We start from the raw sequence: 22,785 nt of genomic DNA on the forward strand, positions 1-22,785 counted from the left end.
TGAAAGGGGCTTGCTCAAGAGATAGCCGCGTACGGAGGAAGTCCATGGCAGCCAAGACGAAATTCCGGGGGTCGTTCACCGCCTTGGTCACGCCGTTCAAGAACGGCTCGCTGGACGAGGCGGCATTCCGATCCCTGGTCAACTGGCAGATTTCGGAGGGCACCAACGGCCTGGTCCCGGTCGGCACCACCGGCGAGAGCCCGACGCTCAGCCATGACGAGCACAAGAAGGTGGTCGAATGGTGTATCGCTGAAGCCAAGGGCCGCGTGCCTGTGATCGCCGGTGCTGGCTCCAACTCGACCAAGGAGGCGATCGAGCTCGCCCAGCACGCGGAGAAGGCCGGCGCGGGCGCCGTGCTGGTGGTGACGCCCTACTACAACAAGCCGACCCAGGAAGGCATGTACCAGCACTTCAAGGCGATCAACGACGCGATCGGCATTCCGATCATCATCTACAACATCCCGCCGCGCTCGGTGATCGACATGTCGGTCGACACCATGAAGCGGCTGTGGGAGCTCAAGAACATCGCCGGCGTGAAGGACGCCACCGCCAGCATGGTGCGCGTGTCGCAGCAGCGTGCGGCGATGGGCGAGGATTTCAACCAGCTCTCGGGCGAGGACGCGACCATCATCGGCTACATGGCGCATGGCGGCCACGGCTGCATCTCGGTGACGTCGAACGTCGCGCCGCGCCTGTGCTCGGAGTTCCAGGCCGCCTGGGCGAAGGGTGACCATGCCACCGCGCTGAAGATCCACGACAAGCTGATGCCGCTGCACAACAACCTCTTCATCGAGAGCAACCCGGCGCCGATCAAGTACGCGATGTCGCTGCTCGGCAAGCTCGACGAGACGCTGCGGCTGCCGATGGTGCCGGTCTCCGAGCCGACCCGCGTTGCCGTGCGCAGTGCCATGGTTCATGCTGGGTTGATCAACTGATGGGTTGACCAATCGGGGGGGGCCGTTCATGAGCGTCGACGAGAAGGGCAGGCGGATGCTCACGGAGTTCCGCGAATTCGCCATGAAGGGCAACGTCGTCGATCTCGCGGTCGGCGTCATCATCGGTGCGGCCTTCGGCGCCATCGTCACCTCGCTGGTCGGCGACATCATCATGCCGATCATCGGTGCAGCGACGGGCGGCCTCGACTTCTCGAACTACTTCGCCCCCTTGTCGAAGGCGGTGACCGCCACCAACTTAGCGGATGCGAAAAAGCAAGGCGCCGTACTTGCTTACGGTAGCTTCCTGACGCTGACGATCAACTTCATCATCGTCGCCTTCGTGCTGTTCCTGGTGATCCGCGCCATCAACACGCTGAAGCGGAAGGAAGAGACCAAGCCCGCGGAGCCGCCGAAGCCGTCGGCGGAGGTCGTGCTGCTGACCGAGATCCGCGATCTCCTCAAGAAGTGACGCGCGCGCTTCATCCAAACTGTTAGCATCGCTGCGCATCGCGCTCAGGTTTCGTCGCCATGGCTGAAAAGAACGAACGTCCGATCAAGGTCATGGCGGAAAATCGCAAGGCCCGCTTCAACTATGCGATCGAGGATACGATCGAGGCGGGGATTGCGCTGACCGGCACCGAGGTCAAGTCGATCCGCAACGGCAAGAGCACGATCGCGGAGTCCTATGCCGATTCCAAGGACGGCGAGATCTGGCTGATCAACGCCACCATTCCCGAATATCTGCAAGGAAACCGCTTCAATCACGAGCCCAAGCGGCCGCGAAAGCTGCTGCTGCATCGCCGGCAGATCAACAAGCTGATGGGCGCCGTCGACCGTGAGGGCATGACGCTGATCCCGCTCAAGCTCTATTTCAACGAGCGTGGTCGCGCCAAACTGCAGCTTGCGGTTGCAAAGGGCAAGAAGCTCCACGACAAGCGCGAGACCGAGAAGAAGCGCGACTGGAGCCGGGAGAAGGGCCGCCTGATGCGGGCGAGGGGATAGCGAGATGAACCAACGGAACCTGCTCGAGGTCGATTGGAGCCAGATTCCCGCACCCGAAGACGACGGCGCCGCCGCGCATCTGACCGGCATGACGTTGCCGCCGATCGGCCTGCTCGCGACCAACGACACCTCGGTGACGCTGTCGGCGCTGCGTGGCCGGACTGTGGTGTTCGCTTATCCCCGCACCGGCGAACCCGGCAAGATTTCGTTGGTCGACGATTGGGACATGATCCCGGGCGCGCGCGGGTGCACGCCGCAGACTTGCGCATTTCGCGATCTGTTCGCCGAGCTGAAGGGCGCCGGCGCCTCCCACGTGTTCGGCCTCTCGACCCAGAGCAACGAGTACCAGACCGAGATGGCGTCACGGCTGCATCTGCCGTTCCCCGTGCTGTCGGACGAGAAGCTGGCGCTGACGCGTGCGCTCAATCTGCCGACGATGGAGGTCGCGGGCCTGACGCTGATCAAGCGTCTTGCGCTGATCGTCGACGACGCCAGGATCACGCATGTGTTCTACCCGGTGTTTCCGCCCGACCGGAACGCAGGCGACGTCCTGGACTGGCTCAAGGCCAATCCGGCCAAAGCCTGAACCAGGGCGCTAATCGAGATCAGCCTTCACCTTCGCGAACACCGACCGGAACATGTCCGGCGTCAGCACGCCGGTATTCGTGTTGTAGCGCGAGCAGTGATAGCTGTCGTAGAGCCTGAACGCGCCGGCCTGATGCACGGCGCCGTGGCCGAAGGGGGCCTGCGAGGCCCTCAGGTTCAGCGGCTTGAGCACGCTGTCGTGCGCAATCCGCCCGAGCGCGATGATCGCGCGCAGCTTCGGCATCGTCTCGAGATTCGCGACGAGGAACTGGCGGCAGGTGTTGATCTCAACCGGCAGCGGTTTGTTCTGCGGCGGAACGCAATGCACTGCATTGGCGATCCGGCAGTCGACCAGCTTCAGGCCGTCGTCGGGACGCGCCTGATAGGTGCCCTTGGCAAATCCATATTCGAGCAGCGTGGCGTAGAGCAGGTCACCGGCGTAGTCGCCGGTGAACGGCCGTCCCGTGCGGTTGGCGCCCTGCATCCCCGGCGCGAGGCCGACGATCAACAGGCGTGCCTTGACGTCGCCAAAGGGCGCGACCGGCGCGTTGTGCCACAACGGCTCGCGCGCCCGGTTCGCCTCGCGAAAGGCGACCAGGCGCGGACAGAGCGGACAATTGCGGTCGGGAACGACGGTTGGAGCCTGGCGACTTGACCGGGCCGCCTCACTCCTCGAAGTCGTCATCGCCCCTCGGCGCCACGGTGGTTGCGCGCTGGAGGAATTGCGGGGCGTGGTGGCGGGCCTCGCGATCGCCGCGGTCGCGCGGGGCGGGGCGTTCGGAGGGATCGCGGCCGAGCTTGGATTGCAGCTCGACGAGGTCGGTGAAGACGTCGGCCTGGCGGCGCAGCTCGTCGGCGATCATCGGCGGCTGGCTGGCGATGGTGGAGATCACCGTGACCCGCACGCCGCGGCGCTGCACGGCCTCGACCAGGGAGCGGAAGTCGCCGTCACCGGAGAACAGCACCATCTGGTCGATGTGCTCGGCAAGCTCCATGGCGTCCACAGCGAGCTCGATGTCCATATTGCCCTTGACCTTGCGGCGGCCGGAGGCGTCGATGAACTCCTTGGTCGCCTTGGTGACGACGGTGTAGCCGTTGTAATCCAGCCAGTCGATCAGCGGGCGGATCGAGGAGTATTCCTGATCCTCGATGATGGCGGTGTAGTAGAACGCCCGAAGCAGCGTGCCGCGGCTCTGAAACTCCTTCAGCAGGCGCTTGTAGTCGATGTCGAAGCCCAGAGTTTTCGCCGTCGCGTAGAGATTGGCTCCGTCGATGAAGAGCGCGATCTTGTCGGTAGAGGAAGGTGACATTCAGTTTGCTCGCGTAGTGTTCGTGATTGATCGTTTATTGTTGGCGCGGCGGCAGGAGGCCGCGCAATTGTAGAGTGCCGCTAAAACCCATCGAAACCGCAAATCCGGAGAAGTCGGGGCAAACAAGGTATAGTTATGGCGGACTTTCCATACACCCGGCGCCGCCATCGATGGCAGCCCGGGTAACCACCCATCCCAGCCCCAATGTGGGGGTAGCAGAGCCGTTTGGCGAGGCCAAATCACAAATTGGCCTTGCGAAACCGCCCCAGCCCCTATAACTAGCCCCAATCATCCACATATTTCGTCCCACCCACAACGGAGCGACAGTCCATGGCTCGCGTCACCGTAGAAGATTGTATCGACAAGGTCGACAACCGGTTTGACCTGGTCCTGCTGGCCGCCCACCGTGCCCGCATGATTTCGTCCGGTTCACAACTAACGGTTGACCGCGATAACGACAAGAACCCTGTTGTGTCTTTGCGCGAAATTGCTGACACGACCATTTCGCCCGAGGACCTGCGCGAGGAGCTGGTGCACTCGCTCCAGAAGTTCGTCGAGGTCGACGAGCCCGAGCCGGATACGGTGCCGTTGATCGGTTCCGCGGGCGCGAGCGTCGATGCGGACGATACCGAAGTCGCCGTCGAGCGCATGACCGAAGAGGAGCTCCTGAAGGGACTCGAAGGCCTTGCGCCGCCCGAGGAGCAGCCCGAGGAAGACGAGTAAATCGTCCGTCGCGATCGTCGATGTCTTGTGATTTTATCAAAGGCCCGAACCGGTGTTCGGGCCTTTGCTTTTGTTGACGTTTTCGTGGTTACCATGCGTTGTACTTGGCGATGCGTCCTGTCACTGAATTGATCGGACACAAGCGCGATCGGAGCTAAGATGTATACAGCGGGCCGGCTCGGGCTCGTTTGAAGGCAGGACGGGATGGTATATCGGCGCCGCAGATCCACGCAGATGCAGGCCGCAACCGAATCGGTTGCCGTGGCCCCGACTGCGCCGGTCGCGCGCCCGGCCAAGCCGCGTGCGCGCATGATGCGTCAATATGACCTCGTCGAGCGCGTCAGGTCCTACAATCCCAACACCAACGAAGACTTGCTGAACCGCGCCTATGTCTACGCCATGAAGGCGCACGGCTCGCAGACCCGCGCCTCGGGCGATCCGTATTTCTCGCACCCGCTCGAAGTGGCAGCGATTCTCACCGACCTCAAGCTCGACGACGCCACCATCGTGGCCGCGCTGCTCCACGACACCATCGAGGACACCGAAGCGACGCGGGCCGAGATCGACCAGATATTCGGGCCGGAGATCGGCGCGCTGGTCGAGGGCCTGACCAAGCTGAAGCGGCTCGAGCTGGTGTCGCGCGAGGCCAAGCAGGCCGAGAACCTGCGCAAATTATTGCTGGCCATTGCTGACGATGTCCGCGTGCTCCTGGTCAAGCTCGCCGACCGCCTGCACAACATGCGTACGCTGGATTTCGTGCCGACGGAATCGCGCAGGCGCATTGCCGAAGAGACGCTCGACATCTATGCGCCGCTGGCGGGCCGCATGGGCATGCAGGAAATGCGCGAGGAGCTGGAGGATCTGTCCTTCCGCACCCTCGATCCCGAGGCCTATTCGGTGGTGATGCAGCGGCTCGACGCGCTCGCCGAGCGCAACCGCAACCTGATCGGCGAGATCGAGGACCAGCTCTCCAACAATCTGCGCCACCGGGGCTTAGGGGCGCGGGTCTATGGCCGCCGCAAGAAGCCGTTCTCGATCTGGACCAAGATGGAGCGCAAGTCGGTCGGCTTCGAGCAATTGTCCGACATCTTCGGCTTCCGCCTCGTCGTCAACGACATCGAGGCCTGCTATCGCGCGCTCGGCATCGTCCACACCACCTGGCCGGTCGTGCCGGGACGCTTCAAGGACTACATCTCGACGCCGAAGCAGAACGACTACCGCTCGATCCACACCACGGTGATCGGCCCCGGCAACCAGCGCGTCGAGCTGCAGATCCGCACCGAGGCGATGGACCAGATCGCCGAGCGGGGCATCGCCGCGCACGTCTTCTACAAGGAGGGCGTCGGCTCGCCGACCGAATTCCTCAAGCGCGAGTCCAATGCGTTCGCCTGGCTGCGCCACACCATCGGCATCCTTTCGGAGAGTGCCAACCCGGAGGAATTCCTCGAGCACACCAAGCTCGAGCTGTTCCACGACCAGGTGTTCTGCTTCACCCCCAAGGGCAAGCTGATCGCGCTGCCGCGCCACGCCAACGTGATCGACTTCGCCTATGCCGTGCACACCGACGTCGGCAATAGCGCGGTCGGCTGCAAGATCAACGGCCAGTTCGCGCCGCTGTCCTCGGAGCTGCAGAACGGCGATGAGGTCGAGGTGCTGACCTCGGAAGCGCAATCGGCGCCGCCCTCGGCCTGGGAGACGCTTGCGGTCACCGGCAAGGCGCGCGCCGCGATCCGCCGTGCCACGCGGACTGCGGTGCGCGATCAATATGCCGGTCTCGGCCGGCGCATCGTGGAACGCCTGTTCGAGCGCGCCAAGATCGAATACGCCGACGACAAGCTCAAGGGCGCGCTGCCGCGGCTCGCGCGCACCTCGATCGAGGACGTGATGGCGGCGGTGGGCCGCGGCGAGATCAAGGCCTCCCACGTCGCGCGCGCGATGTACCCCGACTACAAGGAGGAGCGCATCGCGCGCTACGGCGTCAAGAAAGGGCTTGCCGCGAAGCTCAAGGAGAAGTCGTCGGAGCCGCCGCGCAGCCCGGTCGCGATCCCGATCCGCGGCATCAATTCCGACCTCCCGATCAAGTTCGCGCCGAATGGCGGCGCCGTGCCGGGCGATCGCATCGTCGGCATCGTCACGCCGGGCGAGGGCATCACGATCTACCCGATCCAGGCGCCGGCCCTGAAGGACTTCGAGGAGGAGCCGGAGCGCTGGCTCGACGTCCGCTGGGACATCGAGGACTCCGCGCCGCAGCGCTTCCCCGCCCGCATCAAGGTCGAGAACGTCAACGAGCCCGGTGCGCTTGCCCAGATCGCGACCGTGATCGCCGAGCACGACGGCAATATCGACAACATCAGCATGCAGCGCCGCTCGCCTGATTTCACGGAGACGACGATCGATCTCGAAGTCTACGATCTGAAGCACCTCAGCGCGATCCTGGCCCAGCTGCGCGCGAAGGCGGTCGTCGCCAAAGTCGAACGTGTTAATGGATAGACGTCTTCCGCAGCCGTCCGTCCCCCGATTTCGTGAGTTTCTGAAATGCCCGCAATTCCGCTTCGCCTCGGCGTCAATATCGATCACGTCGCAACCGTGCGTAACGCGCGCGGCGGCCGCCATCCCGATCCGGTGCGCGCGGCGCTGATGGCCATCGAAGCCGGCGCCGACGGCATCACCGCCCATTTACGCGAGGATCGCCGCCACATCCGCGATGAGGACATGGCGCGGCTGAAGGCCGAGATCTCCAAGCCGCTCAATTTCGAGATGGCAGCGACCGACGACATGATGCGCATCTCGCTCGCCACCAAGCCGCACGCGGTGTGCCTGGTGCCGGAGCGCCGGCAGGAGGTGACCACCGAAGGCGGGCTGGATGTGGTCGGCCAGCACAACGCGCTCGCGCCCTACATCGCCCGGCTGAACGATGCCGGCATTCGGGTCTCCCTGTTCATCGCCGCCGATCCCGCCCAGATCGAGATGGCGGCGCGGCTGCGCGCGCCGGTGATCGAGATCCATACCGGCGCCTGGTGCGATGCCGTGGTCGACGGCCACACCGCCAAGGCCGAGGCCGAATGGCAGCGGATCGTGGCGGGGGTGAAGCTGGCGAAGGCCGCCGGGCTGGAGGTTCATGCCGGGCACGGGCTCGACTATGCGACGGCGGAGACGATTGCCGCGCTTCCAGAGATCATGGAGCTCAACATCGGCTACTACATGATCGGCGAGGCACTGTTCGTCGGTCTTGCCGAGACGGTGCGCTGCATGCGGGCGGCGATGGACCGCGGCCGGAGCCGGGCATGATCATCGGCATCGGCTCCGACCTGATCGACATCACCCGCGTCGGCAAGGTGATCGAGCGCCATGGCGAGCGCTTTCTCGATCGCATCTTCACCGCGGCCGAGCGGGCCAAGGCGGAGCGGCGGGCCAAGAACGAGAAGATGGTGGTGGCGACCTACGCCAAGCGCTTTGCCGCCAAGGAGGCCTGCTCCAAGGCGCTCGGCACCGGGATCCGGCGCGGCGTCTGGTGGCGCGACATGGGGGTGGTCAACCTGCCGGGCGGGCGGCCGACCATGCAGCTGACCGGCGGGGCGCTGGCCCGGCTTCAGGCCCTGACCCCGGAGGGGTTCGAGGCGCGGATCGACCTGTCGATCACCGACGACTGGCCGCTGGCGCAGGCCTTCGTGATCATTTCCGCCGTCCCGCTGCCGAAACCCTGAGGGGGCCCGGCGATTTTACGATTTGTGTTGTAAATCAATATCTTATCCAGTTTTGATGCGATCCTTGATTGCGTGGCCTCCGACAACCGTCTAAAAGTCCGCGGACACAAAATCAGCTTGGGCGAATTCGGCTTTACGCCGGAATTGGCCCTCACTATCAGAATCAGGACAATCTCCTTGCGCCGCGAACCGGTGGGCCGTTCGCGGGAGGAGGGCGCTCTGTGATCGCCGGGCGGAATTGAGAGAGCAATGAGCGTGACTTCAGGAACGAAAACTGAGAGCGGCGTCGGCGAAACGATCCGGGTCGTGATCCACGCTCTCCTGATCGCGCTGGTGATCCGCACCTTCCTGTTCCAGCCGTTCAACATCCCGTCCGGCTCGATGAAGGCGACGCTGCTGGTCGGCGACTATCTGTTCGTCTCGAAATATTCCTACGGCTACAGCCACTATTCGATTCCGTTCTCGCCGCCGCTGTTCTCCGGGCGGATCTGGGGCTCGGATCCGAACCGCGGCGACATCGTCGTGTTTCGCCTGCCGAAGGACGATTCCACCGATTACATCAAGCGCGTGATCGGCCTTCCCGGCGACCGCATCCAGATGCGGGACGGGCTGCTCTACATCAACGACACGCCGGTCGAACGGCAGCGCATGAGCGAATATGTCGGCGAGGAGCCCTGCGGCTCGGAAGGTGGCGGCATCTCCCGCGTGAAGCGCTGGAAGGAAACGCTGCCGAACGGGGTGTCCTATGAGACGCTCGATTGCGCCGACAACGGCTATGTGGACAACACCAATGTCTACACCGTGCCAGCCGGCCATTTCTTCATGATGGGCGACAACCGCGACAATTCCACCGATAGCCGCTTCCTCGGCCAGGTCGGCTATGTGCCGCAGGAGAATCTGATCGGCCGCGCCCAGATGATCTTCTTCTCCATCGCCGAAGGCGAGCATGCCTGGATGTTCTGGCGCTGGCCGTGGGCGGTGCGCTGGAATCGGTTCTTCAAAATCGTCCGATGAAAGACGAAGCCAAGGACATCGCGATCCAACCGACCGAGGCGCAAGCCGCTCCTGAGAGCGAAGCTGCAGCGAAGACGCCTGCAAAGAAGAAGCGGACACGGAGCAGCAAGGCCAAGGGCACCGATGCCAACGCGGCGCTCGAGGCGCGCATCGGCCATAGCTTCGCCGACCCGAATATGCTGATGCAGGCGATCACGCATGTCTCGGCGCTGAAGTCCGGGCGCAAGCGGGGCGACAGCTATCAGCGCCTGGAATTCCTCGGCGACCACGTGCTCGGGCTGGTCGTCTCCGACATGCTCTATCACGCGTTCCCGAACGCCGATGAGGGCGAGCTGTCCAAGCGTCTTGCCGAACTCGTGCGCAAGGAAAGCTGCGCCGACGTCGCCAAGTCGCTCGGTCTGCTCGACGACATCAAGCTCGGCTCGGTCGGCTCCAGCGCCGACGCGCGCCTGCGCAAGTCCATCCTCGGCGACATCTGCGAGGCCGTGATCGGCGCCGTCTTCCTCGACGGCGGGTACGCGGCGGCGTCCGAGTTCGTCAAGCGCAACTGGACCGAACGCATGCACAAGCCGCGCCGTCCCTTGCGCGATCCCAAGACCGTGCTGCAGGAATGGGCGCAGGGCAAGGGACTGCCGACGCCGGTTTACCGCGAGGTCGAGCGCACCGGCCCGCACCACGATCCGCAATTCCGCGTCGCGGTGGACCTGCCGGGGCTCGCGCCGGCCGAGGGCATCGGCGGCAGCAAGCGCGCGGCAGAGAAAGTAGCAGCTTCAGTGATGATCGAACGTGAAGGCGTTGGCGGCGGCAATGACGGCTGAAACAAGCGGCGAGGCGCCCACTGCCACGCGCTGCGGCTTCGTTGCGCTGATCGGCGCGCCGAATGTCGGCAAGTCCACGCTGGTCAACGCGCTGGTCGGGGCCAAGGTCACGATCGTCTCGCGCAAGGTGCAGACTACGCGCGCGCTGATCCGCGGCATCGTGATCGAGAACAACGCGCAGATCATTCTGGTCGACACGCCCGGCATCTTCCTGCCGAAGCGCCGGCTCGACCGCGCCATGGTTTCGACCGCCTGGAGCGGGGCGCATGACGCCGATCTCGTCTGCGTGCTGCTCGACGCCAAGACCGGGATCGACGAGGAGGCGGAGGCGATCCTCACCAAGGCGGCCAGCGTCAATCACGAGAAGATCCTCGTCATCAACAAGGTCGACCTGGTCCAGCGCGAGAAACTGCTGGCGCTGGCGCAGGCCGCCAACGAGCGCATGAAGTTCGCGCGGACCTTCATGATCGCGGCGATCTCGGGCGACGGCGTCGACGACCTCCGCAAGACGCTGTCCGAGATGGTGCCGGCGGGGCCGTTCCTTTACCCCGAGGACCAGATGTCGGACGCGCCGATGCGGCAGCTGGCGGCTGAGATCACGCGCGAGAAAATCTATCAGAAGCTGCACCAGGAATTGCCCTACCAGTCCACGGTCGAGACCGACAAGTGGGAGGAACGCAAGGACAAGTCGGTGCGGATCGAGCAGACGATCTTCGTCGAGCGCGAGAGCCAGCGCAAGATCGTGCTCGGCAAGGGCGGCGCCACCATCAAGTCGATCGGCGCGGACTCGCGCAAGGAGCTGATGCAGATCCTGGACGTGCCGGTCCACCTGTTCCTGTTCGTCAAGGTGCGCGAGAACTGGGGCGACGATCCCGATCGCTACCGCGAGATGGGCCTGGACTTTCCGAGAGAATAACCAAGAAAAGATCGGTATCCGATGAGCGTGCCCAGCAATGTCCGGCGCTTCGAAGCGCTGCTCTATGCATCGTTGATGCTGGACGCCTTGTCCGTTGCGGTCCAGGACCGCACGCCCAGTGCCGAGGTGACCGAGCAGATGATCATGACGGGGACCTTGCTCGCCGGCGGCATGATCCTGCTCCTGGTCTACTTCGTCTGGCTCGCTGCGCATTGGCGCAAGAATTGGCCGCGCTGGGTGCTGGCGGCGGCGCTCGTGCTGTCGGTGATCTCGCTCGGCCAGATCATCGGGGAGAAGGGCATGGAGCTCGACAGCGCCATCGAGATCGTCTCTTGCGCGCTGACGACGGTAGGCCTGTATTTCTCCTTCAGCGGCGACGCGCAAGGCTGGTTCAACGCGTGAGGTTTTGCGCGGTGCCGTAGGGTGGGCAAAGGCGCGCCCTTGCGCGCCGTGCCCACCACAATCAATTTGCATCGGGTGGATCAAATTGGTGGGCACGCTTCGCTTTGCCCACCCTACGACAGCTCGAAATGCGGTAAGATTCCTCCCATGGAATGGACCGACGAAGGCATCGTGCTGGGCGTGCGTCGGCATGGCGAATCCAGCGCCATCGTCGAGCTCCTGACCCGCGGGCATGGTCGTCATCTCGGCCTCGTCCGCGGCGGCGCAGGCTCGCGGATGCGGCCCTTGCTGCAGCCGGGGAACAGCGTCAGCGCGGTGTGGCGGGCTCGGCTCGACGAGCATCTCGGCACCTATGCCATCGAGGGATTGAAGCTGCGTGCGGCCACGTTGCTCGGATCATCCCATGGCGTCTACGGCGTCACCCATCTCGCCTCGATTGCGCGCCTCCTGCCGGAGCGCGATCCGCATGAGGAGATCTTTGCGCTGCTCGAGCATTCGCTCGACGATTTCGACGACATCGGGGGCGCCGCCGTGCACGTGATCCATTTCGAGCTGGCGATGCTCGCCGAACTCGGCTTCGGGCTGGCCCTGGAAAACTGTGCGGTGACCGGCGAGACCACGGACCTGATCTATGTCTCGCCGAAATCCGGCGGCGCGGTGTCGCGCGGCGCGGGCGAGCCGTGGCGCGACCGCTTGTTGCGCCTGCCGCCGTTTCTGCGCCAGGGCGAGACCGCAAGCGACCTCACCGAGCAGGATCTCCAGGACGGTTTTCGGCTCACCGGTCTGTTCCTGCTCCGCCATGTGCTGGAGCCGCGTGGACTGGGCCATTCCGACGCGCGCGCGGGCTTCATCAACGCCTTGATCCGGCAGCAGGCGAAGGCGGCAATTCCCGCGCCATGAGCCGAGCGGGACTCTGCTTTGCCTCCGGGCATGGCGTTCCGGGGAACGAAGTAGGGCTGGTTGAGTTCGCTTCCTCAGGTTCCATAGCGGGGACAGCCTAAATGTTGATCAGAGGATTCGCCTTGTCCGCGGCGCTGCTTGCGTTTGCGCCTGATGCAATGGCCGGCGAGCCGCAACCCGGCGTGTTTCGCCGGGCGTCCTGTACGGTCGTCCGGTACTATGTGGCGAAATATTCTGCTGCGGCCGCAGAGACATGGGCGCGGTCGAAGGGAGCGACGGAGGCTGAAATCGAGGCCGCCCGGCGGTGCCTGACCAATGTGCCCGCGCCGGCCCAAACGCCTGGTGGGACCCAGACCCAGACCGTGACAGCCGGCTGGGCCGGGCATTAGCCGCCCACAGGGAACCAATCCATCCTTGCCCGATTCGCTTCCACGGTTTAACCGGGCGGCATGGGAAAACGAATCGTTCCGCCGGAAGAACCGGCCGAAATTCACGAGGTGCCGCTGCGTGAAGCGCTCGAGGAGCGTTATCTCGCCTATGCGCTCTCCACCATCATGCACCGCGCGCTGCCCGACGCGCGCGACGGCCTGAAGCCGGTTCACCGTCGTATCCTCTACGGCATGCGCCTGCTCAGGCTCGACCCCGGCACGGCCTTCAAGAAATCCGCAAAAATCGTCGGCGACGTGATGGGCTCGTTCCATCCGCATGGCGACCAGGCGATCTACGACGCCATGGTGCGCCTCGCGCAGGACTTCTCCTCGCGCTATCCGCTGGTCGACGGCCAGGGCAATTTCGGCAATATCGACGGCGATAATCCCGCCGCCTACCGCTACACCGAAGCGCGCATGACCGACGTCGCGCGGCTTCTGCTCGACGGCATCGACGAGGATGGCGTCGAGTTCCGCGCCAATTACGACGGCCAGTCGAAGGAGCCGGTCGTGCTGCCCGGCGGCTTCCCGAACCTGCTCGCCAACGGCGCGCAGGGAATCGCGGTCGGCATGGCGACCTCGATCCCGCCGCACAACGCGGCCGAGCTTTGCGAAGCCGCGCTGCATCTGATCGAGAAGCCGGACGCCAAGTCCAAGGCGCTGATGCGGTGGGTCAAGGGGCCCGATTTCCCGACCGGCGGCATCTGCGTCGATTCCAAGCAGGCCATCGCCGAAGCCTACACCACCGGCCGCGGCTCGTTCCGCGTTCGCGCGCGGTGGGAGCAGGAGGAGGGCGCGCGAGGCGCCTGGGTCGTCGTCGTCACCGAGATTCCCTTCCTGGTGCAGAAGTCGCGGCTGATCGAGAAGGTCGCCGAGCTGCTCGACCAGAAGAAGCTTCCGCTGGTCGGCGACATCAGGGACGAATCGGCCGAAGACGTCCGCATCGTCATCGAGCCGAAATCGAAGAACGTCGATCCCGCGCTGATGATGGAATCGCTGTTCCGCCTCACCGAGCTCGAAAACAAGATTCCGCTGAACCTCAACGTGCTGATCAAGGGCCGCGTGCCCAAGGTGGTGGGTCTTGCGGAGTGCCTGCGCGAATGGCTCGACCATCTGCGCGACGTCCTGATCCGCCGCAGCAACTACCGCAAGGCCCAGATCGAGCACCGGCTGGAAGTCCTCGGCGGCCTCCTGATCGCCTATCTGAACATCGACAAGGTCATCAAGATCATCCGCACCGAGGATGAGCCGAAGCCGGCCTTGATGAAGGAGTTCAAGCTCACCGAAGTGCAGGCCGAAGCCATCCTCAACATGCGCCTGCGCTCCTTGCGCAAGCTCGAGGAGATGGAGATCCGCACCGAGGACAAGAACCTCCGTGCCGAACTCAAGGGCATCAACGCGGTGCTGGCCTCGGAAGCCGAGCAGTGGAAGAAGGTCGGCGAGCAGGTCGGCAAGGTCCGCGACATGTTCGGACCGAAGACGCCGCTCGGCAAGCGCCGCACCACTTTTGCCGACGCGCCCGAGCACGATCTGGCCGCGATGGAGGAGGCCCTCGTCGAACGCGAGCCGGTGACGGTCGTGGTCTCCGACAAGGGTTGGATCCGCACCATGAAGGGCCATGTCGAGGATCTCTCGGGGCTCGCCTTCAAGCAGGACGACAAGCTCGGCTTTGCGTTTTTCGCCGAGACGACCTCGAAGCTGCTGCTGTTCGCCACCAACGGCAAGTTCTACTCGCTCGATGTCGCGAAGCTGCCAGGCGGCCGCGGCCACGGCGAACCGATCCGCCTGTTCATCGACCTCGAGCAGGAGGCGGCGCCCGTCGCGCTGTTCGTCAACAAGGGCGGACGCAAATTCCTGGTCGCGAGCAGTGAGGGCCAGGGCTTTGTCGTCAACGAGGACGATTGCGTCGGCACCACCAAGAAGGGCAAGCAGGTCCTCAACGTCGACATGCCGAACGAGGCGCGCGTGGTTACCGAAGTGCTGGGCGACACCGTCGCGGTCATCGGCGAGAACCGCAAGATGCTGATCTTCCCGCTCGACCAGGTGCCGGAGATGGCGCGCGGCCGCGGCGTGCGGCTGCAGAAGTACAAGGACGGCGATCTCTCCGACGTTGCCGTGTTCGAGGCCAAGGCGGGCCTGACCTGGAAGGACTCCGCGGGCCGCGAGTTCTCCGCGACCATGAAGGAGCTGGCGGAGTGGCAGGGCACCCGCGCCGACGCCGGCCGCCTGCCGCCGAAGGGTTTCCCGAAGTCGAACAAGTTCGGCCGGGGGATCGGGTAGGGCGGGCTCGCGTCCCGGACGCGCTGCAACGCTCTTGGCGTTGCTGCGCAGAGCCGGGACCCATGCTGCACGGATTGCTCTGAGACATGGGCCCCGGCTCTGCAACGCACCGCCGAAGTGGCGCTGCGCTGCGTCCGGGGCACTCGTCAATGTGTGGTACACATCTGTCTCCCCTTCGCCATTGCGAGCGAAGCGACTTGTCCGCCGAAGCCTTTGGCGAAGGCGGGTGCAATCCAGAATCTCTCCGCGGCGGCAGTCTGGATTGCTTCGTCGCTTCGCTCCTCGCAATGACGCGCGGCGAAAGCGCCACTGTCCAAATGCCATCCTGCTGATATCATCAGCCATCCCGGTATTCTCCGTTGAGACCTAACGCGATGTACGATGTCATTGTTGTCGGCGGCGGCTCCGCTGGCGCGGCTGTTGCGGCACGGCTGTCCGAGGATCCTGCGCGGCGCGTGCTGCTGCTTGAGGCCGGCCGCGACTGGCGCGCCGATGAGGCGCCCTGGGAGGTGCGGACGCCGAATCCGATCCCGATCATCCACAAGCGCGAGTACCAGGAGAAATGGCAGTGGCCTGATCTGTTGTCGCGGCGCGTTGCCGGGCAGGAGGCGCGCTTCTACTGGCGCGGCAAGGGGCTCGGCGGCTCCTCGATGATGAACGGCCAGATCGCGATCCGCGGCGTTGCCGATGCGTTCGACGAATGGGCCGCCAATGGCTGCAGCGGCTGGTCGGCCAGGGAGGTGATGCCGCTATTCTCCGTGATCGAGGACGATCTGGAGTTCGGCGATGCCGAGGGCCACGGCCGCGGCGGGCCGCTGCCGGTCTATCGCGCGGCGCCGGAGACTTGGGGACCGATCGATCGTGGCTTGCGCGATGCGGCGCTGGCGAGCGGCTATCCCTGGTGAGCCGACCTCAACGGCCCCGACGGCGAGGGCGTTGCCTGCTATCCCATCAACAGCCGCAACAGCCGCCGCATCAGCACCAATGAAGGTTATCTCGAGCCGGCGCGCGGGCGCGCCAATCTGGAGATCCGCGGCCATGCGCTGGTCGATCGCGTCCTGATCAGCGACGGAAGGGCAACCGGAGTCCGTGTTCATGTCGAAGGGCAGGGCACCCACGAGATCAGCGCGCGGCAGATCGTGCTGTGCGCCGGCGCCATCCACAGTCCGGCGATCCTGTTGCGCTCGGGCGTCGGCCCGGCCGAGGAATTGAAGGCGATGGGAATTGGCGTCGCGCGCGACCTGCCGGTCGGCCGCCACTACTTCGATCACCCGCTGTTTCGCACCACGATTCAGCTTCGCGAGGAACTGCGTCCCACCGACCCCGACACCCGTCACACCAATTGCTGCGTGACCTATTCCTCGGGTCTCGCCGAGGGCGGCAAGCGCGACATGATCCTGATCGCCTTCAATCATCGCGGCATCGGCAATCCCGGGGCGATCGGTGCGGGCCTGTTCAACGCCTATTCGCGCGGCACGCTGAAACTGGCCTCGACCGACCCCGCGATCGATCCCGTGGTCGAGGAGAACATGCTGGCCGATCCCCGCGACATGCTGCGCATGATGGATGCGGTGAGACGGCTCGCCGTGATCACGTCGCAGTCGGCGCTCTCAGGCATCGCGGACTGGATCCGGCTCGCCGACACCGATCTGACGCTGCCGCAGGCAGCTGCCCTGCCGGATCACGAACTCGATGCGGTGCTGCGCCGTGAGACCGGCGACATCCAGCACGCCGCCGGCAGCTGTCGCATGAGCGGCGCCGGGGATGCCGACGGCGTGGTCAATCCTGATGGCGCCGTGAAAGGCATCTCCGGCTTGCGTGTCGCCGACGCCTCGATCATGCCGTCCGACTGCCGCGCCAACACCCATTTCACCACGGTGGTGATCGGCGAAGCGATCGCGCGGATGATGATGCGGTAGCGGAATTGAGGGAGGCGCAGGGCGTCACAACACCGGTGTCATGCCTCGGCTTGACCGGGGCATCCAGTACGCCGCGGCGTCTTTTATCCGTCACGATTGCCTCTGAGATACTGGGTCGCCCGGTCAAGCCGGCGACGACACCGCGGGTGAGGTCAGGCCACCGTCACGTCAATGGTCATTTCCAACAGCAGGCGCACGTTCGCATTCTCGCGGCGCGTCTCGCCCGAGTCTTGCTTCTCGCACGCCCTCGAAAATGACAAGGGCGCAGGGAAGGCCGGGCGCCGGCTGGCACCCGAGATCCGTGCGCGACAGAAATGCACACGGGGTGGACCACAGGTGATGCCGGTCGCCCGGCCTTCCCTGCGCGAATGGTTTTAACGGTGTCCTTCGTGCTCTCCTCGGGGAGCGTTGCACTATTGCCCCCGTCGCCTTGCGGATGATCGATGCGCGCGCCGGTCGGCCGCCACATCACCGCAAGACTTGACGCACAGACCCCGGGCGTCGGGACCACACGACTTCTCCGTCCGCGCACGTCCTCGCTGGGAATCCGAGGGGTGGCGTGTGCTCGCCCCCGAAGCCATGCGAAGACGCTGTCAGCGTCGTGTCGTTCGCGCGGAAAGCCATTGCTCACGGCTGAAGCCGCCCTGCAATGCCCATCGCGCCCGACGCCGTCGCGTCCATCGCTGCCCAGCCCGCGGTTCGTGACGATCGCGATCCGCCCCTCGTCTCGGGCCAGGGTGATCAGTCTGTACGACAAATCCGAATTTCGGTAAAGTGGAATATTTTGCGGGACGGGGCTTGACAGGCGACGTAGCGGAATTGGCCGGCTGTTTTGCCCGACGGGCGCGCTGCGACGAGCGTTTTTTTGAGGACGGGTGTTCGCGAATGGCAGCTTCCAAGGGCAAAGCGGAACTCGTTCCGCTTGGTCGCCATCGACGGCTTGCGACCCGGACCGGAAGCTGACCGAGTTCGTGTATGAACCATTTGAATTGTGACCCCGACCAAGGGTCGAAGAGGGTTCGGGGAAATAGCAATAGGCTATCTTCGGCCGCTCCCGACGCCGCAGAAGCGATCGGGCGAGTGAAGAAGGCTTTGAGCCAAAAATGGTGAGCAATCGAGCTATGCAGAAGCGCTCAACCTTCAATGTAAGGCAATTCGGAGTTGATGGTCGAAAGACGTTCTTCTTGCTGCTTCTCCTTTTCGCGATCCCCGCGGGCGACTGCTCCGCGCAGACACCTCCGCCCCCAGTCAGCGAACATGCGTTCGAGCGCGTGCCGCCGACAGTCGTGAAGAGATTGGCGACCCGCTTTTCGCTAGGCGCATTCGCCGGCCGCTTCGAGGAGACGCGGCTCGGCGCGGTTCGTGAAGCCGTGGGCGAAGGGACCGTCCAACACCAGGGCGACGCTGGAGGTAGCATCTATTGGCTGTGCTATAGGCGCGCGCAGCATCGATTATGGGTCGTGTCCAGCGGAGAGATGGGCGGCCCGGACCATCTTGTCACAGAGGTCGTGGAAGAGCTCACCGAGAAAGACACCGAGACCTCGGCAGATTGCGCCATCATCCCGGAAAAGTTCGCGCCCCTCGTCTTCGACGGCAAGCTGCATTTGGGTATGTCGCGTTTGGAGGTAGTCAAGGCGCTGGGACCGCCGTCGAAGTCGGAAGCTGCTCAGATGGTGTATTACCACGAAGGAAAGCTCGCGGACGGTTTCGATGAGACCGCATGGTTCGTTCTCCGATTTCGTGAGAAAAAGCTCGTGTCCATGCGCGGCGGCAAGACCACGACGAATTGAAGTGGCAGCTATCCGCTCAATCTGGCGCTAAAGAGACGTTGTCTCTCGGTCATAAAGCAGACGCCACTTCGGGCGCCAAGGTCCGCTTTTGCCCCTTGCCGAAGGTCTCGCTGGTCATTGGAATGTCGCCCCACAGAGGTAGAGCGGACATCGTTTGGTTCGGCTGGAGGCGCGGCTTTTGACCCGAAGCAGACGTCGCGGCCGATTGGGTGTCACCATCGATTCCCTCAATCGCTTCCTACCGGCCGTGCGGCGGTCGAGCACATCAATTTTCGACTGAATTTCGCTGGCCTGACGCGGAATGAGGTGCGACACTCGCGTCGCGCGGTTTTTGTCACGCAGTAGGCCAGCATGGCTGACATCCCGGCCACTCGCTATGTTAAAAGTGACGACGTCCATATTGCCTATCAGGTGATTGGTGACGGTCCGCGCGACCTGCTGTTCGTCCCGGGTTTTGTCTCCAATCTTGAGGCGCTCTGGCAATCGCCGGCGCGCACCGCCTTTTTCTGCAGGCTTGCAAGGTTTGCGCGGATCATCATGTTCGATAAACGCGGCACCGGAATGTCCGATCGCGGCTCCCAGATATTCACGCTTGAACAGCGGATGCACGACGTGCAGGCAGTGTTGGACCAGGTCGGCTCCCGACAGGCCACCTTGTTCGGAATATCAGAGGGCGGTCCGATGTCGTTGCTCTATGCGGCGACCTATCCCGAGCGCACGTCGGCTCTGGTGCTTTACGGCACCTATGCACGACGCTCGTGGGCGCCTGACTATACATTCGCATGGACAGATGCGCAGTGGAGCACTTTCCTGGATGACATAGAGCACCACTGGGGCACGACTGATGCAATGAGTTTGCTGATGTGGGCGCCCAGCGTTGCCGGGAACAAGCACGCAGTCGAGCAAATTGCTGCCTACTTCAGGGCCTCGGCAAGCCCAGGCGCGGCGTCTGCAATCATGCGTATGAACCGGGACATCGATGTCAGAGATATCCTGCCTGTCACGCGCGTACCGACGTTGATTTTGCATCGCACCGACGACCGCGTCATCGACGTAAAGCATGCCCGCTACATGAGCCAGCGGATTCCGCGCGCCAAACTGATTGAGCTCAACGGCGAGGACCATATGGTCTGGGTTGGCAATCAGGATGCAATTCTTGACGAGGTCGAAGAGTTCGTCACCGGGCATCGGCAAACAGCGGAGCCCGACAGGGTGCTTGCGACTGTGCTGTTCGTCGACATTGCGGGATCGACGGAACGCGCCGCCGCACTCGGCGACGGCGCCTGGCACGTGCTGCTCGATGCGTTCTATGCCAAAGCGCGGGGCGCGCTCGGCCAGTATCGAGGGCGCGAAATCAACACCGCCGGCGACGGGTTTCTTGCCACGTTCGACGGCCCGGCCCGCGCCGTGCGTTGCGCCAGCGCAATCCGTGATGCGGTGCGCCCGCTCGATCTGAAGATCCGTTGCGGTTTGCATACCGGCGAATGCGAATTCGTCGCTCACGACATTGTCGGCATTGCTGTACATATTGGCGCGCGTGTAGCGGCGCTAGCTGCCCCGGGTGAAGTTCTGGTCTCGCAAACGGTCCGCGATCTCGTGGCAGGATCCGGATTGGCCTTCGAAGAGAAAGGTACTCACCTGCTCAAGGGAGTCCCCGACCGTTGGCGTCTGTTCCGCGCCGTAACGGGCGAGCGCTTCGGTTGACGGCCTCTTTCATATTAGGCCAAGTCTGCGATGTCGCTTGTTGGCCCATCAGCGAAGCGACGCGCTCTCGGATTGACGTCCGCTCCGTGCGGCATGGCGGACTGGATCTGCTCACCCCGAGTTCTTCGCATTTTGACCCCAACTGAGACATTGGCGCTGGGCGTCTGTCGCTCGTTTTGCGTTCAGGACCACGGCGGCTCTTCGCTCGTCCCGGCTGCCTCGTGGCGGATCGTGACATCCGCCGAACGCAACCCGGTCAGCAATACAGTTCTGACAGAGGCAGCATCAAATCCAATATCCTTGGCATTTGGTGGATGTGCCTCGGTGTTCTTCAATCGGAGCGCAAGGTGCAATTGCTCGCAAAGGTGCTGAACGACGAGATTGACCTGATCGTCAGTCATGATCGGCTTCTCCTGCGGCCATTCTGCTACCCAACCAGGTAGCGCACTTGAGAATCGGACGGTACGCGATTGGACCGCCCATGGGATCACTCTGTGCGATGACCATGGGCGGATGAATGAGACGCATTCGGTTCGCTACAAGGCGCGAGTCCGAAATTCGACGACATCAGCAAGAGGGCGGCGCTCCGACGCAACTGGCGGCGTTTACGGCTACTTTATGCCCGAGGACCCATTAGGCTCTATGTGCACCAAAACCTCGCCGGTTGTGATTTCGGGAACTCCAAGATCGAGGTCAGGTAGACTTGCTTGAACAAACGCCAGTATCTTGGCATTTGCTGCATTGGCGCTTTCGCGGTCGTCAAATATCATCACGGCGATACCAGCACCGTCGCCCGCATCCAGCACATAGTAAGATTTGAATCCGGGCGATTGCCTTAGGATCTCGCCGACGCCGCTCTTGGCGCGGCGAGCAGCGTCCGCTACCGAACGAACCTTGGTATACTTGCGAATGACCATGTACATGGGGCCACCACGCGCCACACGCCCGCACGCATCAAAGCACATCGGCCCTAGTCGGACTAGGGCCTACTCCGGGATGGGTCACACCGCCCGGTTGGGCGGACCGCGCAACGCGCCTTTTCCAGTGAGCCATCCTCGCCCCGCAAGTGGAGGCCGAGGTGCTGAGGCTCAGGAGCCCTCGAACTTGAACGATACGTTGAGCTTGGCGCGATAGGCCTCAACTTTTCCGTTCTCATCCAGTTGCATATCGAGCTTGATGACCTCTGCAACGCGAAGATCCCGGAGAGATTTCGCAGCTTGCTCGACCGCATTGGCGGCCGCCTTCTCCCACGAGTCGCTGCTGGTACCGACCAGTTCTATGACCTTGTAGACGCTATCAGGCATGTCGTCCTCCTGTTCGGTATGACCGAGGAAATCTAGCATCAGGATCTCGACGCTGATACGCGGCTCTTGGCTCCGAATGGACTGCCGGGCCTGCGCCATCGTGTCCGCTCATGGCGGATCGATGGAAAAGCGTCCGATTGGCTGTCTCTTTTCAGTCTGCCCGGACCGCAGCACGATCCGGTTGGCGCGCAAGCTCACGCTCAAGCAAAACGGTTATGGCTCGTGCCGAGCGCGAGAAAGATGCCCCAAGGAAACTCTGGAAGGAAGCTATGGCTCGCACGCGGACCATCTCGGTCACCTGCCTCGCCGAAAAAGGGGTAAAGTGCCCCAGGGCTCACATCCGAGGAGCAACAACATGACCCTACTCCCCGAGCTGGTTCCCGCCAGGATCGACTGGCATGTCTTCGCGGTTATGAGCAACGCGATGCCGCCTCGAGATCCTGATGACGACGAAGAAGATGACGACGAAGAGGATGAGGACGAAGAGGATGAGGAAACCGACGAATCGCCGGTCGTGCGCGAGCCGGACGAAGACTAGGCGGGATGCTTGGAGGTAGCCTGAGCTTCGGTGAGGGCGATCCCCAGCCTTGCGTGCGGCGCACTGGTGCGTCCGGCGGCTTTCAAGGTCGGTCTGATTTCGAGAGCCGCGGATAGACGCTGAATGGACCAAAGTTTCGGCGCAGCTCTATCGGCGTTCACGGGTAGAGGAGGTGAGCATGACCCTCATATGGCTTGGTGTGCTGCTTGTTTTCGGCGGCATACTCCAGATGGCGTTTCAGCCCATCTGGCGAGGCCGATTCAGCGGTGGAAGGTGGCTTCGCTCCGGGCGTGACACGCTGGAGCCTGAAAGGCCAGGTGGCGGCTTCGGCATCAAATCGAACTGGCCTGGACTTGTGATGGTCGCACTTGGCGGCACTTTCTTGCTGGCCGGAGCTGCCATCTGAGCTGAAATGAATGTCTCGGGCGTCGCCCGTTATCTGGCGGCGCCAATGTGCTGGGGCCGTGTCTCTTCCTGGCCCAAAGCCACCATCCAGCTCCGCCGGCTTCGAAG

The 22,785-nt window shown here is 63.7% G+C and carries 24 protein-coding genes and 1 pseudogene; 20 read left to right on the forward strand and 5 right to left on the reverse strand.

Going from position 1 to position 22,785, the window contains the following annotated elements; all coding sequences use genetic code 11:
* The first annotated feature begins 44 nt into the window (after window positions 1-44).
* Genes dapA through CIT37_RS18265 form a run of 4 tightly spaced genes read left to right on the forward strand, consistent with a single transcriptional unit; the run spans window position 45 to window position 2,523 of the window.
* The gene (dapA, locus tag CIT37_RS18250) at window positions 45-935 is read left to right on the forward strand and encodes a 4-hydroxy-tetrahydrodipicolinate synthase (protein WP_095426319.1); all 891 of its coding nucleotides are present in this window, start codon (window positions 45-47) and stop codon (window positions 933-935) included.
* Window positions 936-990: 55 nt separating this feature from the next.
* Window positions 991-1,404, forward strand: a complete 414-nt coding sequence (mscL, locus tag CIT37_RS18255) for a large conductance mechanosensitive channel protein MscL (RefSeq protein WP_028144386.1) — start codon at window positions 991-993, stop codon at window positions 1,402-1,404.
* Window positions 1,405-1,463: 59 nt separating this feature from the next.
* A complete protein-coding gene (smpB, locus tag CIT37_RS18260; RefSeq protein WP_018320004.1) occupies window positions 1,464-1,937 on the forward strand; it encodes an SsrA-binding protein SmpB in 474 nt (157 codons plus the stop codon).
* A gap of 4 nt (window positions 1,938-1,941) precedes the next feature.
* The gene (locus CIT37_RS18265; RefSeq protein WP_038972467.1) at window positions 1,942-2,523 is read left to right on the forward strand and encodes a peroxiredoxin; all 582 of its coding nucleotides are present in this window, start codon (window positions 1,942-1,944) and stop codon (window positions 2,521-2,523) included.
* A 9-nt stretch (window positions 2,524-2,532) separates the two neighbouring features.
* Here CIT37_RS18265 and CIT37_RS18270 read toward each other — a convergent pair whose 3' ends face one another.
* Both CIT37_RS18270 and CIT37_RS18275 read right to left on the reverse strand, forming a co-directional pair.
* A complete protein-coding gene (locus CIT37_RS18270) occupies window positions 2,533-3,207 on the reverse strand; it encodes a uracil-DNA glycosylase (protein WP_038972468.1) in 675 nt (224 codons plus the stop codon).
* A complete protein-coding gene (locus CIT37_RS18275; RefSeq protein ID WP_028144383.1) occupies window positions 3,188-3,832 on the reverse strand; it encodes a LabA-like NYN domain-containing protein in 645 nt (214 codons plus the stop codon). The genes CIT37_RS18270 and CIT37_RS18275 overlap by 20 nt, the downstream gene beginning before the upstream one ends.
* A 330-nt stretch (window positions 3,833-4,162) precedes the next feature.
* Between CIT37_RS18275 and rpoZ the strand changes: the two genes are divergently transcribed.
* The 14 genes and pseudogenes from rpoZ to CIT37_RS18345 all read left to right on the forward strand — a co-directional run bounded on the left by rpoZ (window position 4,163) and on the right by CIT37_RS18345 (window position 20,430).
* On the forward strand, window positions 4,163-4,555 hold the full coding sequence (rpoZ, locus tag CIT37_RS18280; protein ID WP_008133017.1) for a DNA-directed RNA polymerase subunit omega: 393 nt from the start codon (window positions 4,163-4,165) through the stop codon (window positions 4,553-4,555).
* 204 nt (window positions 4,556-4,759) lie between these two features.
* Window positions 4,760-7,045 (forward strand): RelA/SpoT family protein, encoded by a 2,286-nt coding sequence (locus CIT37_RS18285; RefSeq protein ID WP_018320008.1) that lies wholly within the window; start codon window positions 4,760-4,762, stop codon window positions 7,043-7,045.
* Between the two features lie 45 nt (window positions 7,046-7,090).
* Window positions 7,091-7,843 carry a pyridoxine 5'-phosphate synthase gene (locus CIT37_RS18290; RefSeq protein ID WP_038950896.1) on the forward strand — a complete coding sequence of 251 codons (753 nt, stop codon included), beginning with the start codon at window positions 7,091-7,093 and terminating at the stop codon, window positions 7,841-7,843.
* On the forward strand, window positions 7,840-8,259 hold the full coding sequence (acpS, locus tag CIT37_RS18295) for a holo-ACP synthase (RefSeq protein WP_028144381.1): 420 nt from the start codon (window positions 7,840-7,842) through the stop codon (window positions 8,257-8,259). The genes CIT37_RS18290 and acpS overlap by 4 nt, the downstream gene beginning before the upstream one ends.
* A gap of 249 nt (window positions 8,260-8,508) precedes the next feature.
* Window positions 8,509-9,273, forward strand: a complete 765-nt coding sequence (gene lepB / locus CIT37_RS18300; protein ID WP_018320011.1) for a signal peptidase I — start codon at window positions 8,509-8,511, stop codon at window positions 9,271-9,273.
* Window positions 9,270-10,091 carry a ribonuclease III gene (gene rnc, locus CIT37_RS18305; protein WP_028144379.1) on the forward strand — a complete coding sequence of 274 codons (822 nt, stop codon included), beginning with the start codon at window positions 9,270-9,272 and terminating at the stop codon, window positions 10,089-10,091. Before lepB ends, rnc begins: the two co-directional genes overlap by 4 nt.
* Window positions 10,081-11,007 carry a GTPase Era gene (gene era, locus CIT37_RS18310; protein ID WP_028144378.1) on the forward strand — a complete coding sequence of 309 codons (927 nt, stop codon included), beginning with the start codon at window positions 10,081-10,083 and terminating at the stop codon, window positions 11,005-11,007. The genes rnc and era overlap by 11 nt, the downstream gene beginning before the upstream one ends.
* Window positions 11,008-11,028: 21 nt before the next feature.
* Entirely contained in the window at window positions 11,029-11,409 is a 381-nt protein-coding gene (locus tag CIT37_RS18315; protein WP_038972470.1) for a hypothetical protein, read from the forward strand.
* A 147-nt stretch (window positions 11,410-11,556) separates the two neighbouring features.
* Window positions 11,557-12,309, forward strand: a complete 753-nt coding sequence (gene recO, locus CIT37_RS18320) for a DNA repair protein RecO (protein WP_038972471.1) — start codon at window positions 11,557-11,559, stop codon at window positions 12,307-12,309.
* 101 nt (window positions 12,310-12,410) lie between these two features.
* Window positions 12,411-12,698: a hypothetical protein gene (locus CIT37_RS18325; protein WP_028144254.1), complete on the forward strand. Its 288-nt coding sequence runs from the start codon at window positions 12,411-12,413 to the stop codon at window positions 12,696-12,698.
* A gap of 60 nt (window positions 12,699-12,758) precedes the next feature.
* Complete coding sequence (gene parC, locus CIT37_RS18330; RefSeq protein ID WP_028144255.1) at window positions 12,759-15,017, forward strand: DNA topoisomerase IV subunit A; 2,259 nt, start codon at window positions 12,759-12,761, stop codon at window positions 15,015-15,017.
* A 374-nt stretch (window positions 15,018-15,391) separates the two neighbouring features.
* Window positions 15,392-16,936: pseudogene (locus CIT37_RS18335) on the forward strand (GMC family oxidoreductase).
* A gap of 1,184 nt (window positions 16,937-18,120) precedes the next feature.
* Window positions 18,121-18,726, forward strand: coding sequence for a hypothetical protein (locus CIT37_RS18340; RefSeq protein WP_152036339.1), 606 nt, complete (start codon window positions 18,121-18,123; stop codon window positions 18,724-18,726).
* A 351-nt stretch (window positions 18,727-19,077) separates the two neighbouring features.
* Window positions 19,078-20,430, forward strand: a complete 1,353-nt coding sequence (locus tag CIT37_RS18345) for an adenylate/guanylate cyclase domain-containing protein (RefSeq protein WP_095426321.1) — start codon at window positions 19,078-19,080, stop codon at window positions 20,428-20,430.
* A gap of 182 nt (window positions 20,431-20,612) precedes the next feature.
* Here the strand turns inward: CIT37_RS18345 and CIT37_RS18350 are convergent, their stop codons facing one another.
* The 3 genes from CIT37_RS18350 to CIT37_RS18360 form a co-directional block, all read right to left on the reverse strand.
* A complete protein-coding gene (locus CIT37_RS18350; protein ID WP_143279312.1) occupies window positions 20,613-20,831 on the reverse strand; it encodes a hypothetical protein in 219 nt (72 codons plus the stop codon).
* A 210-nt stretch (window positions 20,832-21,041) separates the two neighbouring features.
* Window positions 21,042-21,353, reverse strand: a complete 312-nt coding sequence (locus CIT37_RS18355) for a hypothetical protein (RefSeq protein ID WP_095426322.1) — start codon at window positions 21,351-21,353, stop codon at window positions 21,042-21,044.
* Between the two features lie 165 nt (window positions 21,354-21,518).
* Window positions 21,519-21,833: a dodecin family protein gene (locus CIT37_RS18360; protein ID WP_271591059.1), complete on the reverse strand. Its 315-nt coding sequence runs from the start codon at window positions 21,831-21,833 to the stop codon at window positions 21,519-21,521.
* Window positions 21,834-22,089: 256 nt separating this feature from the next.
* Here CIT37_RS18360 and CIT37_RS18365 point away from each other — a divergent pair, with 256 nt between their 5' ends.
* A complete protein-coding gene (locus CIT37_RS18365; protein ID WP_038950900.1) occupies window positions 22,090-22,272 on the forward strand; it encodes a hypothetical protein in 183 nt (60 codons plus the stop codon).
* Between the two features lie 178 nt (window positions 22,273-22,450).
* Window positions 22,451-22,678, forward strand: coding sequence for a hypothetical protein (locus tag CIT37_RS18370; RefSeq protein ID WP_026202141.1), 228 nt, complete (start codon window positions 22,451-22,453; stop codon window positions 22,676-22,678).
* The last annotated feature ends 107 nt before the right edge of the window (window positions 22,679-22,785 follow it).

It is taken from the genome of Bradyrhizobium ottawaense, from assembly GCF_002278135.3.
Classification (GTDB): Bacteria; Pseudomonadota; Alphaproteobacteria; order Rhizobiales; family Xanthobacteraceae; genus Bradyrhizobium; species Bradyrhizobium ottawaense.